At 71.1% G+C, this 19,557-nt stretch carries 21 protein-coding genes; 12 read left to right on the forward strand and 9 right to left on the reverse strand.

The window, feature by feature from the left end; all coding sequences use genetic code 11:
* Nucleotides 1-25: 25 nt before the first annotated feature.
* Nucleotides 26-628, reverse strand: a complete 603-nt coding sequence (locus tag OG974_RS31600) for a helix-turn-helix domain-containing protein (RefSeq protein ID WP_331729976.1) — start codon at nucleotides 626-628, stop codon at nucleotides 26-28.
* Nucleotides 629-779: 151 nt separating this feature from the next.
* Here OG974_RS31600 and OG974_RS31605 point away from each other — a divergent pair, with 151 nt between their 5' ends.
* Both OG974_RS31605 and OG974_RS31610 read left to right on the forward strand, forming a co-directional pair.
* A complete protein-coding gene (locus tag OG974_RS31605) occupies nucleotides 780-2,231 on the forward strand; it encodes an amidase (RefSeq protein ID WP_327286317.1) in 1,452 nt (483 codons plus the stop codon).
* Between the two features lie 95 nt (nucleotides 2,232-2,326).
* Nucleotides 2,327-3,598, forward strand: coding sequence for a DUF1266 domain-containing protein (locus OG974_RS31610; protein WP_327286318.1), 1,272 nt, complete (start codon nucleotides 2,327-2,329; stop codon nucleotides 3,596-3,598).
* 473 nt (nucleotides 3,599-4,071) lie between these two features.
* Here the strand turns inward: OG974_RS31610 and OG974_RS31615 are convergent, their stop codons facing one another.
* The 3 genes from OG974_RS31615 to OG974_RS31625 form a co-directional block, all read right to left on the reverse strand.
* Nucleotides 4,072-5,283: an ABC transporter permease gene (locus tag OG974_RS31615; RefSeq protein WP_327286319.1), complete on the reverse strand. Its 1,212-nt coding sequence runs from the start codon at nucleotides 5,281-5,283 to the stop codon at nucleotides 4,072-4,074.
* The gene (locus tag OG974_RS31620; RefSeq protein WP_327286320.1) at nucleotides 5,280-6,134 is read right to left on the reverse strand and encodes an ATP-binding cassette domain-containing protein; all 855 of its coding nucleotides are present in this window, start codon (nucleotides 6,132-6,134) and stop codon (nucleotides 5,280-5,282) included. The genes OG974_RS31615 and OG974_RS31620 overlap by 4 nt, the downstream gene beginning before the upstream one ends.
* 151 nt (nucleotides 6,135-6,285) lie before the next feature.
* On the reverse strand, nucleotides 6,286-6,657 hold the full coding sequence (locus tag OG974_RS31625) for a transposase (protein WP_327286321.1): 372 nt from the start codon (nucleotides 6,655-6,657) through the stop codon (nucleotides 6,286-6,288).
* Nucleotides 6,658-7,124: 467 nt separating this feature from the next.
* On the opposite strand from OG974_RS31625, the gene OG974_RS31630 reads away from it, so the two are divergent.
* Together OG974_RS31630 and OG974_RS31635 are read left to right on the forward strand one after the other, a co-directional pair.
* The gene (locus OG974_RS31630) at nucleotides 7,125-7,670 is read left to right on the forward strand and encodes a hypothetical protein (RefSeq protein WP_371647232.1); all 546 of its coding nucleotides are present in this window, start codon (nucleotides 7,125-7,127) and stop codon (nucleotides 7,668-7,670) included.
* On the forward strand, nucleotides 7,667-7,993 hold the full coding sequence (locus OG974_RS31635) for a transcriptional regulator (RefSeq protein ID WP_331729992.1): 327 nt from the start codon (nucleotides 7,667-7,669) through the stop codon (nucleotides 7,991-7,993). The genes OG974_RS31630 and OG974_RS31635 overlap by 4 nt, the downstream gene beginning before the upstream one ends.
* Nucleotides 7,994-8,196: 203 nt before the next feature.
* Here OG974_RS31635 and OG974_RS31640 read toward each other — a convergent pair whose 3' ends face one another.
* The 5 genes from OG974_RS31640 to lxmK all read right to left on the reverse strand — a co-directional run bounded on the left by OG974_RS31640 (nucleotide 8,197) and on the right by lxmK (nucleotide 11,317).
* A complete protein-coding gene (locus tag OG974_RS31640; protein WP_327286324.1) occupies nucleotides 8,197-8,397 on the reverse strand; it encodes an LxmA leader domain family RiPP in 201 nt (66 codons plus the stop codon).
* A 34-nt stretch (nucleotides 8,398-8,431) separates the two neighbouring features.
* Nucleotides 8,432-8,629, reverse strand: a complete 198-nt coding sequence (locus tag OG974_RS31645; protein WP_327286325.1) for an LxmA leader domain family RiPP — start codon at nucleotides 8,627-8,629, stop codon at nucleotides 8,432-8,434.
* Between the two features lie 248 nt (nucleotides 8,630-8,877).
* Nucleotides 8,878-9,177, reverse strand: a complete 300-nt coding sequence (locus tag OG974_RS31650; protein ID WP_327286326.1) for a hypothetical protein — start codon at nucleotides 9,175-9,177, stop codon at nucleotides 8,878-8,880.
* 8 nt (nucleotides 9,178-9,185) lie between these two features.
* A complete protein-coding gene (locus tag OG974_RS31655; RefSeq protein ID WP_327286327.1) occupies nucleotides 9,186-10,169 on the reverse strand; it encodes a T3SS effector HopA1 family protein in 984 nt (327 codons plus the stop codon).
* Entirely contained in the window at nucleotides 10,166-11,317 is a 1,152-nt protein-coding gene (gene lxmK, locus OG974_RS31660; protein ID WP_329316848.1) for a class V lanthionine synthetase subunit LxmK, read from the reverse strand. Before lxmK ends, OG974_RS31655 begins: the two co-directional genes overlap by 4 nt.
* Nucleotides 11,318-11,510: 193 nt before the next feature.
* Here lxmK and OG974_RS31665 point away from each other — a divergent pair, with 193 nt between their 5' ends.
* The 8 genes from OG974_RS31665 to OG974_RS31700 all read left to right on the forward strand — a co-directional run bounded on the left by OG974_RS31665 (nucleotide 11,511) and on the right by OG974_RS31700 (nucleotide 19,420).
* Nucleotides 11,511-12,797, forward strand: coding sequence for a pitrilysin family protein (locus tag OG974_RS31665; RefSeq protein ID WP_331735206.1), 1,287 nt, complete (start codon nucleotides 11,511-11,513; stop codon nucleotides 12,795-12,797).
* Complete coding sequence (locus OG974_RS31670) at nucleotides 12,794-14,110, forward strand: pitrilysin family protein (protein ID WP_327286330.1); 1,317 nt, start codon at nucleotides 12,794-12,796, stop codon at nucleotides 14,108-14,110. The genes OG974_RS31665 and OG974_RS31670 overlap by 4 nt, the downstream gene beginning before the upstream one ends.
* On the forward strand, nucleotides 14,107-15,090 hold the full coding sequence (locus tag OG974_RS31675; protein WP_327286331.1) for an LLM class flavin-dependent oxidoreductase: 984 nt from the start codon (nucleotides 14,107-14,109) through the stop codon (nucleotides 15,088-15,090). The genes OG974_RS31670 and OG974_RS31675 overlap by 4 nt, the downstream gene beginning before the upstream one ends.
* Nucleotides 15,083-15,769 (forward strand): flavoprotein, encoded by a 687-nt coding sequence (locus OG974_RS31680; protein ID WP_329316850.1) that lies wholly within the window; start codon nucleotides 15,083-15,085, stop codon nucleotides 15,767-15,769. Before OG974_RS31675 ends, OG974_RS31680 begins: the two co-directional genes overlap by 8 nt.
* The gene (locus OG974_RS31685; protein WP_329316852.1) at nucleotides 15,766-16,749 is read left to right on the forward strand and encodes a hypothetical protein; all 984 of its coding nucleotides are present in this window, start codon (nucleotides 15,766-15,768) and stop codon (nucleotides 16,747-16,749) included. Before OG974_RS31680 ends, OG974_RS31685 begins: the two co-directional genes overlap by 4 nt.
* Nucleotides 16,750-16,850: 101 nt before the next feature.
* On the forward strand, nucleotides 16,851-17,159 hold the full coding sequence (locus tag OG974_RS31690; RefSeq protein ID WP_327286334.1) for a hypothetical protein: 309 nt from the start codon (nucleotides 16,851-16,853) through the stop codon (nucleotides 17,157-17,159).
* 1 nt (nucleotide 17,160) lies between these two features.
* On the forward strand, nucleotides 17,161-18,912 hold the full coding sequence (locus OG974_RS31695; protein WP_331730010.1) for an ABC transporter ATP-binding protein: 1,752 nt from the start codon (nucleotides 17,161-17,163) through the stop codon (nucleotides 18,910-18,912).
* Nucleotides 18,913-19,042: 130 nt separating this feature from the next.
* Nucleotides 19,043-19,420 carry a DUF1330 domain-containing protein gene (locus OG974_RS31700; protein ID WP_327286336.1) on the forward strand — a complete coding sequence of 126 codons (378 nt, stop codon included), beginning with the start codon at nucleotides 19,043-19,045 and terminating at the stop codon, nucleotides 19,418-19,420.
* The last annotated feature ends 137 nt before the right edge of the window (nucleotides 19,421-19,557 follow it).

Genomic DNA, 19,557 nt, shown 5'->3' on the forward strand with positions numbered 1-19,557 from the left:
GTGCGATCACCCACGGCCCACGGGCTCAAACCCCGGGGGCCGGGTGGCGGTCCAGGACGGCCGCGACGATCCTCATGAGCCGCTCACCCGCGTGCTCGATGCTTCCGTTCTGGACGCTCACCTGGGCTCCTTCGAGGACGAAGGTGATCTCCGCGGCCGCCTCTTGCGGATCGGGCAGCCCGGCCCGGGCGCACAGGTCGGTGAGTCGGCGCACCTGGCCGGCCTTGTGGGCTTCGATCAGCCGGCGCGCCGGGTGGGTGCGGTCGGGCAGTTCCGCCATGGAGTTGATGAACGGGCACCCCCGGTGGGAGATCTCGGGAAGTCCGTCGGTGATGAACCGGGCCATCCCGAGGATCTGTGCGCGGGGGTCGTCGGGTTGTGCTTCCTCCAACCGGTCGAAGACGGCGGTGTAGTCGGCTGCGACGATGCGGAGCCATTCCTCGACCAGCGCGTCCTTGGTCTCGAAGTGGCGGTACAGCGCCATCTTGGTGGTCTCGGCCCGGTCGGCGATCGCCTGGACGCCCACCGCCTTGATCCCCTCGCGTGAGAAGAGCTCCTCCGCCGCGTCGAGGATCCGCTCCCGGGGCGGCAGCTTGGCCACCCTGCTCTGCCTGCTGACTCTGTCCATGCTCGCCATCCGGCCCCTCGTCGGTGCGGTGGGGCGTTGCACCGCCTGGCCGCAATGTTACGGTACCGATCAGTCCTGCGTGATACCGATCGGTCTCGTGAGGTACCGAGCGGTATTGGTGCCCGGTGTCGACTCTCCTGAACGGACGGAAATGAAGCTCTCCGAGTACGTGAACTACGACGGCGTCGGCCTGGCCGACCTGGTGGCTCGCGGCCAGGTGACTGCCGCGGAACTCGCCTCGACCGCCCAACTGGCGTCCGAGGCGGTGGATCCGCAGATCAACGCCGTCGTCGAGACCTGGCCCGCACAGGACGCACCGGCTCCGGGCAGCACGCCGCTGGCGGGGGTGCCCTTCCTGATCAAGGACCTCGCCGTCGCGATGTCCGGCAAGCGGATGGAGCTGGGCAGCCGCATCGCCGCAGGAAACGTCGCAGGGGCCGATTCATCGCTCATGGCGCGCTTCCGTCGCGCCGGGCTGGTGACGCTCGGACGCACGGCGACTCCGGAGTTCGCCTACAGCACCACCACGGAAGGCGTCCTGTACGGCGCCACCCGCAACCCCTGGGACCCGACCCGTAGCCCCGGCGGCTCCAGCGGCGGCTCGGGAGCCGCCGTCGCCGCGGGCATCGTCCCGATCGCCCATGCCACCGACGCGGCGGGCTCCATACGCGTCCCCGCCGCCGCCAACGGTCTGTTCGGGCTGAAGCCGACCCGCGGCCGGATCTCCATGGGCCCCGACGCGGACGAGGTCTTCAACGGGCTCGCCGTCCACGGCGTCCTCAGTCGCTCGGTACGCGACAGCGCCACGCTGCTGGACCTCGTCCACGGCCCCGAGGCCGGTGACCCCTATGTCGCCCCGCAGCCGCAGCGGCCCTATGCGCAGGAGATCACCCGCTCCCCGGGCAGCCTGAGGATCGGCTTCCTCACGCGGCCCTGGGGCGGCCGGGCCGTCGACGCCACCGTCGTCGACGCCACGCTCCGCTGCGCACGACTCGCCGAGTCCCTGGGGCACCGGGTGGAAGAGGTCCAGGTCGACCTCGGCGTCGGCTGGGAGGAATTCACCCTGGCCAATGCCCGCTTGTGGAGCGCCAATCTGGTGACGTGGATCGACGGCTTCGCCGCGGCTTTCGAGCGACCCGTCGACTCCACCACTCTCGAACCCGAGATGCTGGCCAGTTACGCCTACGGACAGCAGGTCAGCGGCGCCGAGTTCGTCCACGCACTAGCGATGCGCAACACGGTCGCGCGCGCGATCGGCCGGTACTTCGCCCACTACGACCTGCTGCTCACCCCGACCCTGCCCGAACTGCCCGTCCCCCTGGGCACGTACGCCGAGGGTGCCGAGGGCGCCGACGGTCTCGGCTGGCTGGGGCTGCTCTTCCACCGCTCGCCCTTCACCGCCGCGTTCAACGTCGCGGGCACCCCCGCCATGTCCGTCCCCCTGGAGACCGACCCGGCCACCGGACTGCCCATCGGCATTCAGTTCGCCGCGGGATACGGCCGCGAGGACGTCCTCTTCCGCCTCGCCGGACAACTGGAACAGGCCGCTCCCTGGGCGCAGCGGACCCCCGCCGTATGGGCGGGCAGTCACCCCGACGCCTGACCGCGCTGCCGTCCCGCACCGAGGTCTACGGGCGCTGCGCGCCGTCCGCCGCGGCCCGGTCCGTTGCAGGGGTGCCCGCCGGTTAGGGTTTTCCCATGGGGTTGACAACGGGTCACGGGGGAGGAGCCCTGCCGGTCTGGCAGAGCGAGCAGGCCTGGCGGGCGCCGAGCGCGATCGAGCGGGGGCTGTACGAGGCGAAGGCGCGCGGAGACTGGCCCGCCTACTACGATCTCGTGGCCCACGCGGACCTGTACATGATGCAGTCCCGGGCCTACGTCGACGCCGCCTCCGGCAGCAGCCGCTTCCACCCGTACTGGAACCCCCAGACGCAGACGATGTGCCTGGCCGTCTACACGGCCGGCATGCTGCCGGAGCCGCTGCCCGACCCGGTCTACAACGGCTACACCCTGGGCTGGTTCGCCCAGGTGTGGGAGCCGCACGACCCCCCGTACCTCGTCGTCAACCCCGGCAGCCCCTGCGAGGGCGTGCTGCCCGCCGGGCCGGAAGGCCGGCAGCTGTGGCAGCGGCACTACGACGCGGTGGAGAGCCACGGCCTGGCCCGGGACACCATCCACACCCTGGAGCAGGGCGGACCCCTCACGGGCCAGGTCGCGTTCGGCCTGGCGGCCGGCGCGCACATCGCCGTGGCCAACGGCCGTTTCTGGAACTCCATCGCCTACCACGGCTGCGGCTACAGCGACGAGAAGCGGACCCTGGAGCGGTGGTGGGGCGTCACCACCCGCGAGCAGTGGCAGGACAGTCAGCGCAGGCTACTCGCGGCCGACATGGTCAGCGGGGTCTGGGAGTTCGTCCTGCAACTGCGCCGCGGCATGGCCCTGGACTTCGCCGGCCCGGTCGAGGTCGACCATTGGCGCCGGACTGCCGAGAACGTGGTGCGCCGCCGCGCCGAGGCGGCGGCGGACCCCCGCCTGACCCCGGACGGCGTCACCCAGGGCAGCCCCGTGTCCTCCTCCGAGCTTGAGGGCCAGGTGGCGGGGGTGCACCGATTGATCGGCCGCATCACCCGCTACGAAGCTCGTTTCCGCGCCGACGGGCTGCTGCCCGAGGACGGCTACGTCCGCAGCGTCGAGGCGTGGGACTACGGCCGCGCCTCCGGCATGGCTCGCTGGGGCCTCGGCGCCCGCCTGTGCACGCCGGCGGAGGCGCAGACGGCGGTGGTCCACGCCGGACGCCTCGTCCACGCCAATTACCGCTCGTGGGAGGACTTCTCCGCCGCGTACGTCCTCGGCCGCTGCCTCCACTTCGACGAGGAGGAGTTCGGCGAGTGGTACGAGACGGTGCTCGCCACCCACCGCGTCCTGACCACCGCCCCCGCCAGCCCCTGGCGCACCCTGCCCTGGGCGTGAGCCGCGCACAGAGCTTGGCGTACAGGTCGAACGCGCCCTGCCGTCAGGAGGTCCAGCGGCGGATCGCCGACCGGGCCGCAGCGGCAGCAGGGCTCGCAGCCGTCACCACCAACGAGGGAACCAGTCGTGCTTGTGGCCATGGCCACAAGCTTTCTGCGGCGTGTGCACGTGATCTGCACCTGGCCGTTCCCTGATTCCACACCGTTCGTCTCGGTGACGAGCGGCGACGGCGAAGGGGTCGAAGCGGTCGTGAATCACGTCCATCTCTGGGAGATCGCCGCGATGTGGCGTGCGGCGGCGCTCGCCGCCCTGCCCCACGTCATGTGCGAAGTCCGGGTGACCGATGAAAGGGCATTAGCGCCGCACGCCCCAGGGGGTGTGCGGCGCAAGCCGGCCTCGATCCCGACCGGTCGGCGTGGGACGCCGTACTGCCCCGGGCCACCGGCCCGGTGCAGTACGGCACCTGCACTGCGTCAATCGGCTACGGGCTCCCGGTGGCCGCGCAGGGCGACGCGCCAGCGGATGGCCGATCCCATCCTCAGGATCGACCGCTCGTAGACACGCGCCGCGCCGACCGCGAGGCCGGCCGCCGCAACGACCATCAAGGCGGCCGCGGCCAGGTTCTCCGTCCACCCCGCGGCGTGCGCGCTCACCTGCAACGGCATGATCAGCATCGAGAACGGCGGAACGTACTGGACGACGCCCACCCACGGGGCCGTCAGGTCCATCGCAGCGGCGACCGCGACACCGTACGGCACCATCGTCGCCATCAGGACCGGCATCACGGCGCCCGAGACCTCCTCCGCACGCGAGACGAGGGAGCCGGCTGCGGCGAAGAGGAACGCGAAGAAGGCGAACCCCAGCACGAACCAGGCCACGGCGGCAGCCATCGTCACCGTCGCGGGGAACGTCGCGGGCAGGACGTGCCCGAAGCGGACCGCGACGATCACTGACGCTCCGAACAGCGCGGTCTGGAGGAGCGCCGCCGCGCCGATGCCGAGCACCTTGCCCGTCATGAGGCGGAACGGGGTGAGCGTGGCGAGCAGGACCTCGACGACGCGGGTCGACTTCTCCTCGACCACGCCCTGGGCGACCGTCATTCCGTAGCCGAAGAGCTGGAAGAACAAGATGGTCACGACGCCGAGGGCTGCACCGAGCCCCGCTCCGCCCGGCACCGGGTCGCCGACGAGTTCGGCGGCCGGAAGGGCCTCGGCCACGAGACCGCGCATCCGTCCCTCGTCGACGTTCTGCCGCTGGAGTGCGCGGGAGGTGGCCCAGCGCTCCGCTGCCGCGGCCGCTGCGTCGCGGGCTGCGGACGGGGTGTTGTGACGGAGGACCAGCTGCGTGTGGTCGCCGTCGGTGACCAGGGCGGCGTCGGCGTCCTTGTCGGTGACCTTCCGGCGGGCGTCGGCGGCGTCCGAGGCGTTCTCCCACCGTGGTGCGCCGCTGCTCGGCGCTCCCGTTGCGAAGGCCGCCACCGGCGCGCCCGCGACCACGATGACGGGCGGGTCCTCGCCGTCCGGGGAGCCGAAGGCGAAGAGGAGCCCGAGGATGACTCCGATGTTCACCAGGGTTCCCACCACGAAGGAGCGGGTGCCGACACGGGCGGCGATCTCCCGGCAGGTCACCAGCCACACCGCGGTGCGCGCCGATGCCGTGCCCGGCGTTTTCACTGCCTGGCTCATGCCGCCTCCTCCGGCTCGTCGGTGACGGCGGAGCGGAAGAGCTCCGTGAGGGAAGGCCGTTGGCGGTGGAAGGCCACGACGCGTCCCAGGGTCATTGCGTGGTGCAGCAGTCGGTTCTCGTCGAAGCCGCGTGGCAGACCGAGGACGATTCCTGCACCCTGCCGGTGAGTGGCGAGGTCACCGGCGCCCGGGAGGGAGGCGGGCCAGTCGCGGGGGGCGTCGTCGACCTCGATGTAGATGCTGTTGTCGGCCCCGGCGCGGAGTTCCTCCACGGTGCCGCAGGCCACCATCGTGCCCTTGCTCGCGATGCCGACGCGGTCGCAGAGCCGCTCGACGAGGTCGAGCTGATGGCTGGAGAAGAGTACGGGGACGCCCTCGTCCGCTTTGCTCCGCAGGACGCTGCTCATGGTGTCGACGGCCAGTGGGTCGAGGCCGGAGAACGGTTCGTCGAGGAGCAGGAACTGAGGGTCGTGCACCAGGGCGGCGGCCAGCTGCACGCGCTGCTGGTTGCCGAGGCTGAGGCAGTCGACCGCGCGGTCGCGGTGCTGGGCGATGTCGAGCCGTTCGGTCCACGTGCGCATGGCCGTGCGGGCGGCGTGCCGGTCCATCCCGTGCAGCCGCGCGAGGTATTCGAGGTGGTTGCCGACGGTCATCCTGGGATAGAGACCGCGTTCTTCCGGCATGTAGCCGAATGAGGTCCGGGTCCGTGCGTCGATGGGGCGTCCGCTCCATCGGACGTCTCCGGCGTCCTTTTCCAGTACCCCGATGATGATGCGCATGGTCGTGGTCTTGCCGGCGCCGTTGCCGCCGACGAAGCCGAATACTTCCCCGGCTCCAACGCTGAATTCCATTTTTTCGAGCGCGGCGTGGTCGCCGTAACGCTTCGAGATTCCTTCTAACTCAAGCAATGCTTGGTGGGCTTTCACGTGTCCCCCGTGGAGAAATTTCGTGCTGATGTGCTGTTGGCGTGGGTCAGACGCCTTTGTGCATAGGTGCTGCGGGCTATGCCGATGATCTGGCAGAACCTCGAAACGCTGAGCCCGCATTCGCTCCGTACGGCGTCGAGGTCCGGGAAGGGACCGCGTGGTGGTCCACTGCGTTCCGCCTGGCCCTGAGCTGGATGTACACCTCGCCGAGCGCCGTCTTCAGCTCCGTGATCTGGGCGAGCAGGCGGCGCTCCCGCTCGCTGCTCTGGCTGACTCCGCCTTCGAGTCCCTGAGTTCCGGAGCTGATGAACTGCCGCTTCCAGTTGCCGACGGCCTGTTCCGAGACCCCGACACTGCTGGCTGCCTGCGACACGGAGAGGCCGCCGGATAGAACGGTCAGGACAAGCTTGGCCTTCTCCTCTGGAGGTATTACGGGTGGCCTTGGCACGAAGAAATCGTCTCCCCCGGTCTGCGTCGTTGTCGTGAAGTGCCGTCCGCCTGCGGGTGCCGCGGACCCGACAACGAATCATGTGCGACACATCTTGTTTACGTTCTCCCCCCGCCTGCAAGTGCGTTGAGGAAGATCTGAGGAAGAATCGAAAGGGCCCTGCAGGGCGCGTGTCTGATTTCAAACAGGGTGAACGGCCCGCTGCGCCGAGTCTGAAAGAAGGCGCCGCGGGCTGCTGTCACTGCATCGCAGTTTTGGTCAAAACCTCGCAGGGTCGCCCGTAGGGGAGCGACCCCGGATGGCTGTTCTCCTGGAGGGCGGGTGGCCGTTCGCGGCCCGTGCCGGCGAGGGGTGCTCGCCCGCGGATTCCCCGAGGCTCCAGGCCCCGTCCATGAAAGATCCCCCATCGCGCGGTCCGTCCGGGCGCCCGCGTCGGGACGTGCCCGGAGCGCAGGTGGTCGTCGCCCTTGTTGATCAAGTTCAAGCCTATGGAGCGCCCGTCCCGACTGCAAACCAACGCGTCCGAGAAACAACTTGCCTGCCTGGAAAGTAGATGCGAGAGTGGAAGCATGGAAAAGCTTCCCACTCCAGACGAGGCGAACTCGGCTCTGACCGTGGCCGGTTCGGCAAGGCGCGCAGCTCGCGCCCCCCGCCCGATGCCCTCTTGGCTACCCCCGGTAGCAGGCCTGCTGCTCGCCGGAGGGTTCGTCAATTTCGGTCTCGCGTACGAATATCGGGATGAACCGGCCTTCGTCGCCGCAGCCGTCATCTGCCTTGTTCTCGCCCTTCTCGCCGTTGCTTCGACGGTCCGTGCCGGCGGTGTGGTGCCCGCTCCCGCGGGGACCCCGCGCGAGCGGACGCTGCGTCAGCTTCCGGCGCTGCTGCCGTTCGTCGCAGGTGGCGTCGGGGCGCTGTTCGCCGGCGTCGTGGGCTGCCTGGCGGTCGCCGGGCTCGGTCTGGGAGCACTTGCCTGGCTCCAGCTGGCGCGCTTGAGGAACGGCGCCGCGGCGTGACCAGACCGGATCCGCTGCCGCAACTGGACGCGGTCGTCCAGCACCCCAGCAAGCTCGCCGTCACCGCCTTCCTGTCCAGTTGTACGGAGGCCGAGTTCAAGGCGGTGCGCGACGGGCTGGACCTGTCCGACTCGGCCCTGAGCAAGATCGTGACGGCGCTGGAGGCCGCCGGGTACGTCGAGGTGCGGAAGGGGTACGTGGGCAAACGCCCCCGCACCTGGCTGACGTTGACCAGTACCGGCCGACGCAACCTCGCCGGCCATCTCTCGGCCTTGCAGCAGATCGCCGATCAGGCCAGGGGGCGTGGCGCCGACCTCGGCTGAACCGGGTGCTGCGGACCGGGTACCCGGACCGGGCATCGGGACCGTACGCTCGCTCTGGTGCCCGGGACCGGACGCGCCGAAGCCGCCGTGCCCCCACGCGATCCTCTCGCGTGGGGAGCACGGCGGCTCCGGAGAACATGGTCTGGGACGGCGGGGTGGAGCCGCCGAATGGCCCTCGGCGGCTCCACCCCGTACCCGGTGGGTCAGCAGCCCGCCGCGTGCGTGATGGAGACACTGGTCAGGACACCGCTCGCGGCGCTGACCGAGAACGCGGTGCACTCGGGCGAGGAGACCGTGGTGACCGTCAGCGGGGTGGTCGCCGGGGCGTCGCCCTGCGCGGTGGCGCCGAACTCCTCGGCGGTGGTGTAAGCGGTGTAGCCGGCGATCAGCTGAGTGGCGTTCATGAAACTGCTCCTGAGGTGTGAGTGGGGTGGTTGGTCAGCAGCCGACGTGGGCCGTAGCACCCACGGAGGCGGCGCTGACGGCGCTGACGGCGGCACCGCACGCGGCGCTCGAAATGTCGATGAAGCTGAGGATCGACGGGGTGGTCGCCGGGGCGTCGCCCTGCGCGGTGGCGCCGAACTCCTCGGCGGTGGTGTAAGCGGTGTAACCGGCGATCAGCTGAGTGGCGTTCATGTCTGGCCTCTCTCGTATGTGCATCGGAATGGGCTTTGCGGAATCAGTTGACCACGCGAGCCCCTCGCAAAGAAGCCGGAAACTTATCGCTTGGTTCTCTCCGCAAAGCCCTGAGCTGCACGTTCTTCCGGACGCCACAACAAATCACGTCCGACACGACTTTCGATGCGCCCGGTGCCACCGCCATTCCCGGACACGAGAAAGGGACCCGTGCCCACGGGTCCCTTTCATCGATATTCGTGATCGTCTCAATTGCTCGCCGCGCGGCGGACCAGCCTTTCCCACACCTCTAGTTCTGTCCGTGTCTCGTCGAGCCCTCGGGCCAGGGCGTCAGCCTCCTTGGCCAGCACCTCGTACCGGTCCACCGGAGCGCCCGCAGACGTCAGGCCCTGGAGGGCGTGGGCCAAGAACGCATCGGCCCACTTCTCCAGACACGGGGAGCACACGCGCAACCGCCGGCAGAGCGCCTCGGCGGGCTCCGTACGGGACAGCAGGCTCAGGACCGCCTGGATCCGCAGGGCTGCCGGCGCGGTCGGACACCGCAGCACGCGGCGGCCTACAGCAGCCCGAGGTCGGGCAGCGGCGGCGAGGCCAGGTTGCGGGCCGGCGCCAGCGGGTCGATCCCGGCGTCCCAGAACACCTCCTGCATCGTGTCCTCCAGTCCGATGCCGTCGGGCCGCACCCGGTGCTTGACCATGGCCTGGGCCAGCGCACCGCTGCGGTGTTCACCGAAGCTCAGGCCCTGCATCCCGGGACGGGAGTCCTGGGGCTCCCATGCGACGGCGACGCCGGGCACCACCTGGTGGGCGAACGGCGAGGTGTCCGGACCCACCCCGTCGAGACCGGACACGCACGCCCCGATCCCCCGGACGGCCGACCAGCTCTGCGGGGGCAGGTAGACGACGAGGGCGTCGCGCCGCGGGAACAGCTGGGGACTGGAGGTGATCTTCGCCCGATACACCAGCCGCCTCTCCTCCAGGTACGTCAGCACCGCGTTCCACACCCGGGGCGCCGCCTCGGCCGAGGTGACGTGGACGTAGACGCGAAGGGTCTGTGTCCCTCGGCCGACACCCGTGCCGGCCGAGCCGTCGGTCAGGAAGAACCCGGTGGACAGGGCCGGCCGTGCCGCGGGCAGCCGTACCGCCGCGGCGCCCGGCAGCTTCGCGGGAGGCTCGCCCACGAGCGTGTCCGCGGGCAAGAGGACGCGCAGTCCGCCCAGCTCCGCCACGAGCATGCCGTCATCGGTCCGTTCCCGGACGACCGCTTCGGCGAGCGTGTGGGAGTGCGGCATGGCCTCGGTCAGCAGGCGGTCGAACTCCGGATCGCGCAGGCTCCGTGGACGGGTCGTGTCCGCCCTGTCCTTGCCCGTGTGCACCAGCTGGTACAGGGTCTGCGACAGCTTGCCCGCCAGCTTGCCGGGCGTGTCCGCCTCCAGGGACTCCGATCCGACCGTCGCGCTCAGTCCGTCGGAGGAGACGGAGATGTCCTGGGCGGTCCGTACGAGAGCGGGAGCGAGGGCGTCGGTGGTCGTCGTTATCACAGTGAATCTCCCAGTCCCAGGATGTCGGTGCTGCTCTCGGGCGCCAGCAGGATGGTCCGCCCGATGCCCGCACTGGCCCGGTCGGCGGCGATCACGCGTCCACCGACCATCGCGGTGGCGAGCATGCGGTCGAACATGTGCCATCCGGCGTACGAGGCGGCACGGATCCTCAGCCCGTCGTCCGCAGCCGCGCCGCGCACGGAGCGGTATCCGTCCCAGAAGGAACGCATCCGGGGCCGTAGCCGGTCGAGTTCCCGTACCCCGTGTTCGAGGATCTCGTCGTGGGAGGTCTGCTGGTCGAAGGTGAACCCGGGCATGTCCCCGATGGAGCGGGGAATGCCGTGGATGGCGGTGTAGAGCCACTCGCCGATGACGGCGCCGAGGTCCCGCGCGGGGTCGCCGAGGCGGAACTCCTCCCAGTCCGTCAGGAGCAGCCTTTGCGGGGTCAGCAGGAACTGGTCCAGCCTCAGGTCCCCGTGGATCGGCCGGAGGTCCTCCACGGCGGCCTCGGCGGCGCGCAGCCGGTGCAGGGCGTCGACGACCTTCCGGTCGGACTGGATCAGCCTCCAGGTCTCCAGTTCGCCGAACGTGGAGGAGACCAGGCCCCGCAGGGACACGGCATTGTGCGGATGGAGCGGGGGCATCGGATGGGGCGTCGTGTCCAGCAGGTCCGCGTCCGCGGGCAGTTCGTGCAGCTCGCCGGTGAGCCGTCCGGCCCGGTGGCTCAACTCCTCGTCGAACGCGTCGTCGGCGTTGAGCTCGGACCCGGAACGGGCGTCCTCCAGGAGCTCGAAGACGACGACCATCGCGTCGGCGTCCGAGCCGAGCAGGGACGGACCGATGAGGGCCGATCCGGGGTGGCGGGCGGCCAGGGCTTCGTAGGCCAGGATGCGGTCGTACCGGCTGCGCGCCTCGGCCGGCTCCGGGCCCCTGAGCCGCTTGACGAAGACGCGTGCGCCCGTCGTCGTCGTACCGGCCCAGTTGTCGTTGCGGCCCACCCGGGCCGTCACGTCGTCCGGGTCGAACGCGCCCAGACCGAGCGTGCCGAGCAGCGCCGCGACTTCCGGGACACCGGCGAGATCGGCGGGGGCGTAACGGGACCGGGTCGGCGCGGATTCCTTGATGGGAGCTCCTTGGATTGTTGTCACGCGGCGGCACGGTAGGCACTTTCCACGGATCCCGGCAAGGGCAAAGTATCGGAGTAAGTTTTCCCGTGCGTGCGCCGTGTCCGTACGGCAATTCGCCAGCCGCACCGCCGTCGGCCGCGCCCGCTTCTCCCGGGGAAAGTAACGCACCGGACGGCATTACTTTGCCCCCGGCGCGTATTCCTAGAGTGCCGACATGTCCCGCGCCCCTGTGATCCGCTCAACACTGTCCAACGGCCTGCGCATCGTGGTGCAGCCGTTGACCGGCATGCCGTCCGTAGGCGTCGCCGTCCACTACGACGTCGGATTCCGGTCCGAACTCCCGGGCCGGAGCGGATTCGCGCACCTCTTCGAGCACGTGATGTTCCAGGGCAGCGAACACGTCGGGCCGGCCGATCATTTCCGCCACGTCCAGGCCTCGGGCGGGACCGCCAACGGCTCCACCCACCAGGACTACACCGACTTCTACCAGGTGCTGCCCGCATCGGCGCTGGACCGGCTGCTGTTCCTGGAAGCCGACCGGATGAGGGCCCTGCGCATCACCGAGGAGACGCTGCGCACCCAGATCGCCGTGGTCAAGGAGGAGATCCGCCAGTCGGTCACGGACAAGCCCTACGGCGGCTTCCCCTGGACCGTGCTGCCGGGGGTCCTCTACCGGGAGTTCCGCAACGCCCACAACGGCTACGGCACGTTCGCAGACCTGGAGGCCGCCTCACTGGAGGAGTGCCAGGCGTTCTACGAAACGTACTACTCCCCGGCCAACGCGGTCCTGACCATCTGCGGGAACGTCGATCCGCGGCAAGCCCTGGACCTCGCGGACCGGCACTTCGGACGCATCCCGGCCCGCCCCCGCCCCGCGCCGCCCGCCCTCGACGAGCCCGAGCCGGCCGGGGAGCTGTGGGGCGAACACTACGACCCGCATGCGGTGCTCGCCGCCACCGCCCTCGGCTACCGCCTGCCCGATCCGGCGGCTTCGCTGCCCCGGTACCTGAGTCACATGGTGCTGTCCCAGTTGCTCACCGGACGGGACTCCGCCCGCCTGAAACGGCACACCGCCCACCGGACCGGGCTGATCACGGACATCAGCAGCAGCTGCGGACTGTTCGGCCCGCTGCGCGCCCGGTCCCCCGAGACCCTGGTGGTCCTGGCCATGCACCCGCGCACCACACCCGTCGACACGGTCCTCGACGTCCTCGACACCGAACTCGCCGACCTGGCAGCGAACGGCCCCACCGAGCAGGAGCTCGCGGAGGGCAGGGCGCTGGCCTCCGCCGGAACCTGGCGGGGGTTCGACAACCTCGGCGTACGGACCCGCGCCCTCGGCACCTACGAGCTGCTCTTCGGGGCCCCGGAACTCGTCGACGACCTGGCCCCGCTGCTCGCGGCCGTCACCGCCGACGACATCCGCTCCGCCGCAGCGCACCTCACGAGGGGCAAGCGCGCCGTGCTGTCCCTCATCACCTCCACGGGAGTCCACCGGTGAACCGCAACAGCGTGCTCCCCCCGATCGGACCCCCCGTCCCGGTCGCCCTGCCCCCGCTGGCCGACGTACGCCTGGACAACGGGCTGCGCGTCATAGCCGCCCGCCACGCCTCCACCCCCATGACGGAGCTGCGGCTGGCGATCCCGCTCCACGTGGAATCGTTCGCCGATGCGGCCGTCCAGGAAGTGCTGGCCGCGTCGCTGCTCGGGCACACCGCGCCCGGGGAGCACGGCCGGGCCGACGACGGTCTGGCCGCGTCCGGAAGCATTCTGTCCGCCTCCCGCTCCGCGCGGTGGCTCGGCGTCGCCGGCTCCGGCCCCAGCTCGGTCCTCCCGCTGCAACTGGACGTCCTGGCCCGGTCCCTGACACGTCCCCGATTCACCGACGAAGTGGTCCGCGCGGTCACGGTGCGCGCCCGGGGCCAGCTCGCCGCCACGCGTGCACAGCCCCAACTCATCGCCTCCGAGGCGTTGGTGGAACACCTCTACGGGCCGCTGCCGCAGATGCAGGACGTGCCGCGTGAGGCGGACCTCGCCGCGGTCGGCCCCGAGCAGGTGCGCCTGGCCCACCACCGGTGCGTACGCCCCGACCGGGCGGCGCTGATCCTGGTGGGCGATCTCGACCCCGACCGGGCCGTGGAGCAGGCGGCGCGAGCCTTCGCGGAGTGGGAAGCGGTCGGCACGACGACGCAGGAGGCAACGGGGCCGCTGCTCCCACACCTGCGCGACCGCACCATCGCCCGGGTGCCCCGACCGGGCGCGACACAGACCCAGATCCGCCTGGCCCGCCCCGGACTCGCCCGCACCGACCCTGGGTTCGCGGCCTTGACCCTCGCCAACATCGTCTTCGGCGGGTACTTCTCCTCGCGCCTGGTCGCTGAGGTGCGCGAACGGCACGGGCTGGCCTACCGGTGCGAGTCGGTCTTCCGCGACCACCTCGACCAGCTGGTCGTGGCGGTGGAGGCCGACACCGCCACGGAGCACGGCAGCAGGACCCTCGACCACCTGCGGGCGCAGCTGCGGCGCATGTCCCAGGAACCGCCGACCCCGGCCGAGATCGAGGCGGCCCGGCGCTTCGTCACCGGGATGACCGCACTGGCGACCTCCTCCCAGCAGGGCTGGGCCGGCAGCCTGATGCTAGCCCTGGCCACCGGGCAACAGCCCGAGCGCATCAGCCGCATCCTGGACGACTTCACCGCGGTGACCGAAGACGACGTGGCCGCCGCGGCCGGCCGCTTCTTCGATCCCGACGACTTCCACGGTGTCGTCCTCGGCGACACCCCCATCCCCTCGAAGACGGAGACGGTCCTGTGATTTCCCCGCACACCACGAGCATCGTCTTTCCCGTCCAGCCCACACAGGTCGCACAGGTCATCCCCTTCGCCCAGCTGCTTCAACGGCGCGGCTCGGGACGACTGTGGCTCGGGCAGTCCCTGGGCGTCGAGACGCACCACGTCTTCGCCGCCCTCGCGGGAGCGGGGATCCGCATCCCCTTCGGTACCTCGGTGGCCTTGGCGGGTCTGCGCCATCCGTACGACGCGGCGGTGCAGGCCCGCTCCGTCGCCCAACTGTCCGGGCTGCCGTTCGTGGCGGGCATCGGCCCGGGCGGGGAGGGATTCCAGCGCATGGTCCGCTCCGCCCCCATGCCGAAGCCCGTCACCGTCAGCAGCCAGTACATCACCACGATGCGGGAATTGATCGAGAGCCGGGTCGGCGCCGACACCGACGGCTTGGAGCACAGCACGCACGGAGCGCTGCCGCTCATGGACGCGCCCCCGGTCGAGCTGGGGCTCGGGGTCCTGCGGCCGGCCATGGCCCGCGCGGCCGGTCGGGTCGCCGATGTCGCCATCACCTGGCTGACCCCACCCCGGTTCATCGAGGAGGCACTGGTTCCCGCCCTGGAGCAGGGGGCGACGCAGGCCGAGCGCCCCGTTCCCCGTGTCGCGACCGTCGTCCACGTGGCGGTGCGCCGCCCCGGCCGCGACATCGAGGCCATAGCCCACTCCGCGGCCTACGCCCACCTGGGCAGCCCGCACTACACCGACATGCTCCGCCAAGCGGGCGTCCCGGCCGACCCGGCGGACACCAAGGGCGGCGCGGCGCTGCTCGTCTCCTCCGGCACGTTCGTCGCCGGCACCCCCGAGGAGATCGCGGACGGCCTCGACCAGTACCGAGCGGCGGGCGTGGGCGAGGTCATCCTCAACGTCTGTGGTGTCTACACCGCCCTCGGCATGGGGGCGGCCATGACGGACATGCAGCAGATCCTCGCCGCGGTGGACGGCCGCCGTGCATGAGAACCCCGCCGCGGCACCGCGGTTCACCGCCCGACGGCTGCTCTACGTGGGTACGGGCTCCCTCGGGGTGATGTTCATGCCCATGTGGGTGCACTGGCTCCGCTCCGCCTACCCCGAACTGGCCGTACGCACCGTCATCACCCGGTCCGCGACCAAGTTCGTCACGCCGACCGCCCTCTCGGTGTTCGCCGGGCACACTCCACAACTCGACTCCTGGGGCGAGGAACCGGAGACGTCCGCGGCCCACGTCGAGATGGCCGAGTGGGCGGACACCGTCATCGTGCATCCCGCCACGTTCCACTTCACCAGCCGCCTGGCGCTCGGAGTGGCCGACACCCCGGTACTCCTTGCGCTGCAGTGCACCCGCGCGCCCATCGTGCTGGCCCCGGCCCTGCCGCCCGGAGCCCTGGCCTCAGCCGCGTGGGAGTCCCACATGGCGGCCCTCGAACGGCGGCCCAACGTCCATGTCGTCCCTCCCCATCCCGGGGTGAGCATCACCACCGGCAAGCCCGACGCGGCGACCGCAGCACCACTCCCCGAGGTCCTGCTGGCCGCGGAACGGCTACGGGCCGCCGCCGCGGGCGGGTCCTCGGACGGCGCGAACGCCTCGGACGGCACGGACGGCACGGACGCTACGGACGTCACCGAGCGGAGCAAGCGGACGGAGTCGACCCCGTGACAGAGCCCGTCCTCGTGGACATGTTCGCGACCGGATTCCAGCGCACCACGATCCACCGCCTCGGCGACGGCACGTTCGTGTGGACGCGCGGCGCCGGTCCGGACCGGCCGACGCCCCTCACGGCGCCGTCCGCTCAGGCCCGGAGCCACCTGGCGTCCCTGCCCCGCCCGGACCTCCTCACCCTCAGCCTGCCGACCGTGGCCGACATCGGACTGCGCTACGCGGTCCCGGGCTCGATCACGGCGGCCAAGGTGCTGTGGTCGGAGCCCTCACCGGCCAGCAGCGAGCGCCTGGCCGGGGCCTTCCGGTCCGTGGGCAAGGTGCTCGGGCTGCTGCACTCCCACCCCGCACCGCCCGGTAGCGCCACCGGCGGCCCGATCGGACCGGCCCGCCTGGCCGCCTGGATGGACAGCGGGCGCGGCCCCCGCGCCGCCGCCCGCATGCACGCACTGCTGCGTGACAGCGTCGGCGCGACACGCTGGGCCGCGGTCCGCGACTGGTGCCACGACCTCGGCCGACCCGGTCCGGACGCGACGCTCCTGCACGGCGCCCCGAGCACCGGCTCCCTCGTCCTCCCGGCGGACCCGGCCCCGCACTCCACGGACGAGGAGGGACACCCGGCCGGGGGCGCCCCGCGACCGATCGGCGGGGCCCTGCTCACCGGGGAGGAACTGGCCCTGGGTCCGTCCGGATTCGATCTCGGATGGATGCTCGGCGAGTTGCTGGAACTGCGGATGACGGCCGTCCACCGCCTCGTGCCACGGCCGATCCTCTCCGAGCTGCCGGCGGCGCTGCTCGCCGGCTACGGCGTCCCCGTCGACCCCGTCGTCACGGGGCGGGCGGCGACACTGCGCATGCTCACCCACGCCCACGACTTCGCCGCGTACGTGGGCTGGCACCCCGAGCTGGAACTCTACGCGCGGACCGCGGCCCGCTACATCGACACCGACGGGCTGGCCGCACTCGACGGTGGCGTCTGAGCCGGCGGGCCGCCCGCACGGCACCCCGCCCGCACGGCACCCCGCCCGCACGGCACCCCGCCCCCGCTGTCCTTGCCACTCACCTCCCGAAGGAGCCTCCTGTGAAAACCCACGGCATCAACCTCGTCGTCCTCCACGACCTCGACCCCGTGCGGGCGGCCATCGAGCAGGCCGTCGCCACCGCGGACGCGTCCGAAGCCCCCGGGCTGCGCCGTGCCCTGTCCTTGCTGGACGAGCACCGCCGCAGCGACACCGACATCAAGGTCCGCTGGGCACGCCAGTACCTCGACGAAGCCGGCGTCCCTGCCGGGGACACGAGCGCCCGCACCATCAAGAAGCTGCGCCAGGCCGTTCCGGGTCTGGGCCTCGGCGAGGCGGTCACCCTGGTCACGCTCGCGGCGGAGCGCTGAGGTGCGGCGGTCCACGAGCCGGACCGAGGCGAAGGTCCGCATCGGCGCCGACATCCTCGCCTCGGGTCGGGGCATGCTCGCCGTGGCGCTGCTGCTGGCCCTGGTCTCCACGGCCGGCACCCTGGCCGTGCCGCTGATCGTCAAGGACGTCATCGACGCGTTCGCCAAGGACGAAGCCATCGTCCACCCCATCCTGGTGATGGCGGGTGCGGCGCTCGCCGCAGCGGTGACGCTGGCGGTCTCGGGCTACCTCCTGGCCAGGGTCGGCGAGCACATGATCCTCCGACTGCGGCGCCGTGTCATGGCGCACGCGCTGCGGCTGCCCCTGGCCACGCTCCGGGCCCAGGGCGTCGGCAACCTCGTGGCCCGCATCACCTCGGACGCCATCCTGCTGCGGGCCGTCATCGACGTCGGAGTCGTACAGCTGCCGCTCGCCGTCCTGACGGTCGTCGCCACCCTGGCGGTCATGGCGTTCCTGGACTGGGCGCTGGTGCTCATCAGCATCGCGTCCTTCGCCGTCGCCGGCATCGCCATCGGCTTCGTCCTGGTCCGCGTCAAGCGCAACGTCGTCGAACAGCAGGGCGCCATGGGCGAACTCGCCCAGCGCTTCACCACCTACCTCTCCGCACTCACCACCATCAAGGCCTACCGCTTCGAGCAGGGCGCGGCCGACCGGTTGGGCGAAGACGCCCGGCAGCTCACCTCGACCTCCATGACCGGAGCCCGGCTCCAGTCGTTCATCGCTCCCGTCATGGGGCTGGGACAGCAGGTCGCCCTGGTCTCGGTGATCATCGGCGGAGGTGCCCGGATGGCCGACGGCAAGCTGTCCGCGCCGGACTTCGCGGCGTTCCTCCTCTACCTCTTGCAATTGGTCGGGCCGGTTACGGTGGTCGCCACCGGCATCGGCCGCCTGCAGGCCGGCCTCGCCGCCCGGGTGCGCTTCGAGGAACTGCTCTCCCTGCCCCAGGAATCGGACGACAGGGCCCCGGGAACGCCCCGCCCCGAGCCGGTACCGGGTGCACCGGCGGTCGTCTTCGACTCCGTGTCGTTCTCCTACACCGGTACGACGACCCTCCACGGGCTCGGATTCAGCGCGCCGCGTACCGGCCTGACGGCCTTCGTCGGTCCCTCCGGAGCGGGAAAGACGACGGCCCTCAACCTCATCGACCGCTTCGTACACGCGGACGAGGGCCGGATATCCGTCCTCGGACACCCCGTGGGGGACTGGCCCCTCGACGACCTGCGCCGCCGCATCGCATACGTGGACCAGCAGTTCACCCTGCTGGAGGGCTCGGTCCGCGACAACCTTCAGCTCGGGCGCGGCCGTACCGCCTCCGACACCGAACTGGCCGAGGCCCTGGCCGCCGTGGGACTGCGGGAGGACATCGAGGCCCTGCCGGACGGCCTGGACACCGTGCTGGGCCGCGAGAACGACCTATCCGGCGGCCAGCGGCAGCGCCTGGCCCTCGCACGCATCCTGCTCACCGACGCGGAGATCGTCCTGATGGACGAGCCCACGTCCCAGATGGACAGCATCAACGAGGAGCGCTTCCGCCAGGTCGTGGACGACATGGCAGCGACCCGGGCCGTCCTGGTCGTCACCCACCGCCTCTCGACCGTGCAGAACGCCGACCACGTCATCATGCTCGCCGCCGGAACCCTCGTGGACGCAGGAACGCACGGCGCCCTCATGGACGGGTGCGCCCCCTACCGGGAGCTGGTCACCAGCCAGTCCCTGATCTCTGCCTCGTGAACGGCGCGGCACCCCCCGTACCCGCCGAGAGGTCTCCTCGGGGTGGTGGCAATTACCTCCGGGGTCATCGCAACGCCCAGCCGCCCCGGCTACGTTCGAGGTCATCCCCCCGGAACGAAGGAGCCCCGTGATGCCCGCTTACGGTTTCGCCCATCTCCGCAGCCGCCGGTACCACTCCGACGTCATCGAGTACCTGGAGCGCATCCGGGCAACCCTCGGCCCCTTCGCCGGCCGCTTCGTCATCCACGGTCCGCCGGCCGAAGTCGTGGAGGGGACGTGGCCCGGCAGCATGGTGCTGATCGAGTTCCCCAGCCTGACCGAAGCCCGTGCCTGGTACGACTCTCCGGCCTACAGGGCCATCCTGCACTTGCGTACCGACCACGTCGAAGGCGACTTGCTGCTGATCGAGGGTGTCGGACCGAGCTACGACCCGGCCGAGCGAGCTCTCAAGCTGCGCGTAGAAGCTGACCGAGCGGGCCGGCCGACCGCGCAGTCCGATGGCCGCTGACGGTACGACGTCGCGGAGTCAGCACTGCGTCCCCTCGCCGAGGCGGTCCCGGTTCCGGAAGCGGAGCCGGAAGGGGTGACCAGCGCCCGGTGGGTCCGGCTCGTCCCGACCTGCGTCGATGCCGGGCGGGGCGCACC

It is taken from the genome of Streptomyces sp. NBC_00597 (genome assembly GCF_041431095.1).
Classification (GTDB): Bacteria; Actinomycetota; Actinomycetes; order Streptomycetales; family Streptomycetaceae; genus Streptomyces.

Excerpts from the sequence above, each read along its gene's own strand:
- OG974_RS31600 (WP_331729976.1), bottom strand. The coding sequence starts at position 628 with ATGGACAGAGTCAGCAGGCAGAGCAGGGTGGCCAAGCTGCCGCCCCGG.
- OG974_RS31605 (WP_327286317.1), top strand. The coding sequence starts at position 780 with ATGAAGCTCTCCGAGTACGTGAACTACGACGGCGTCGGCCTGGCCGAC.
- OG974_RS31610 (WP_327286318.1), top strand. The coding sequence starts at position 2,327 with ATGGGGTTGACAACGGGTCACGGGGGAGGAGCCCTGCCGGTCTGGCAG.
- OG974_RS31615 (WP_327286319.1), bottom strand. The coding sequence starts at position 5,283 with ATGAGCCAGGCAGTGAAAACGCCGGGCACGGCATCGGCGCGCACCGCG.
- OG974_RS31620 (WP_327286320.1), bottom strand. The coding sequence starts at position 6,134 with ATGGAATTCAGCGTTGGAGCCGGGGAAGTATTCGGCTTCGTCGGCGGC.
- OG974_RS31640 (WP_327286324.1), bottom strand. The coding sequence starts at position 8,397 with ATGAACGCCACTCAGCTGATCGCCGGCTACACCGCTTACACCACCGCC.
- OG974_RS31645 (WP_327286325.1), bottom strand. The coding sequence starts at position 8,629 with ATGAACGCCACTCAGCTGATCGCCGGTTACACCGCTTACACCACCGCC.
- OG974_RS31665 (WP_331735206.1), top strand. The coding sequence starts at position 11,511 with ATGTCCCGCGCCCCTGTGATCCGCTCAACACTGTCCAACGGCCTGCGC.
- OG974_RS31700 (WP_327286336.1), top strand. The coding sequence starts at position 19,043 with ATGCCCGCTTACGGTTTCGCCCATCTCCGCAGCCGCCGGTACCACTCC.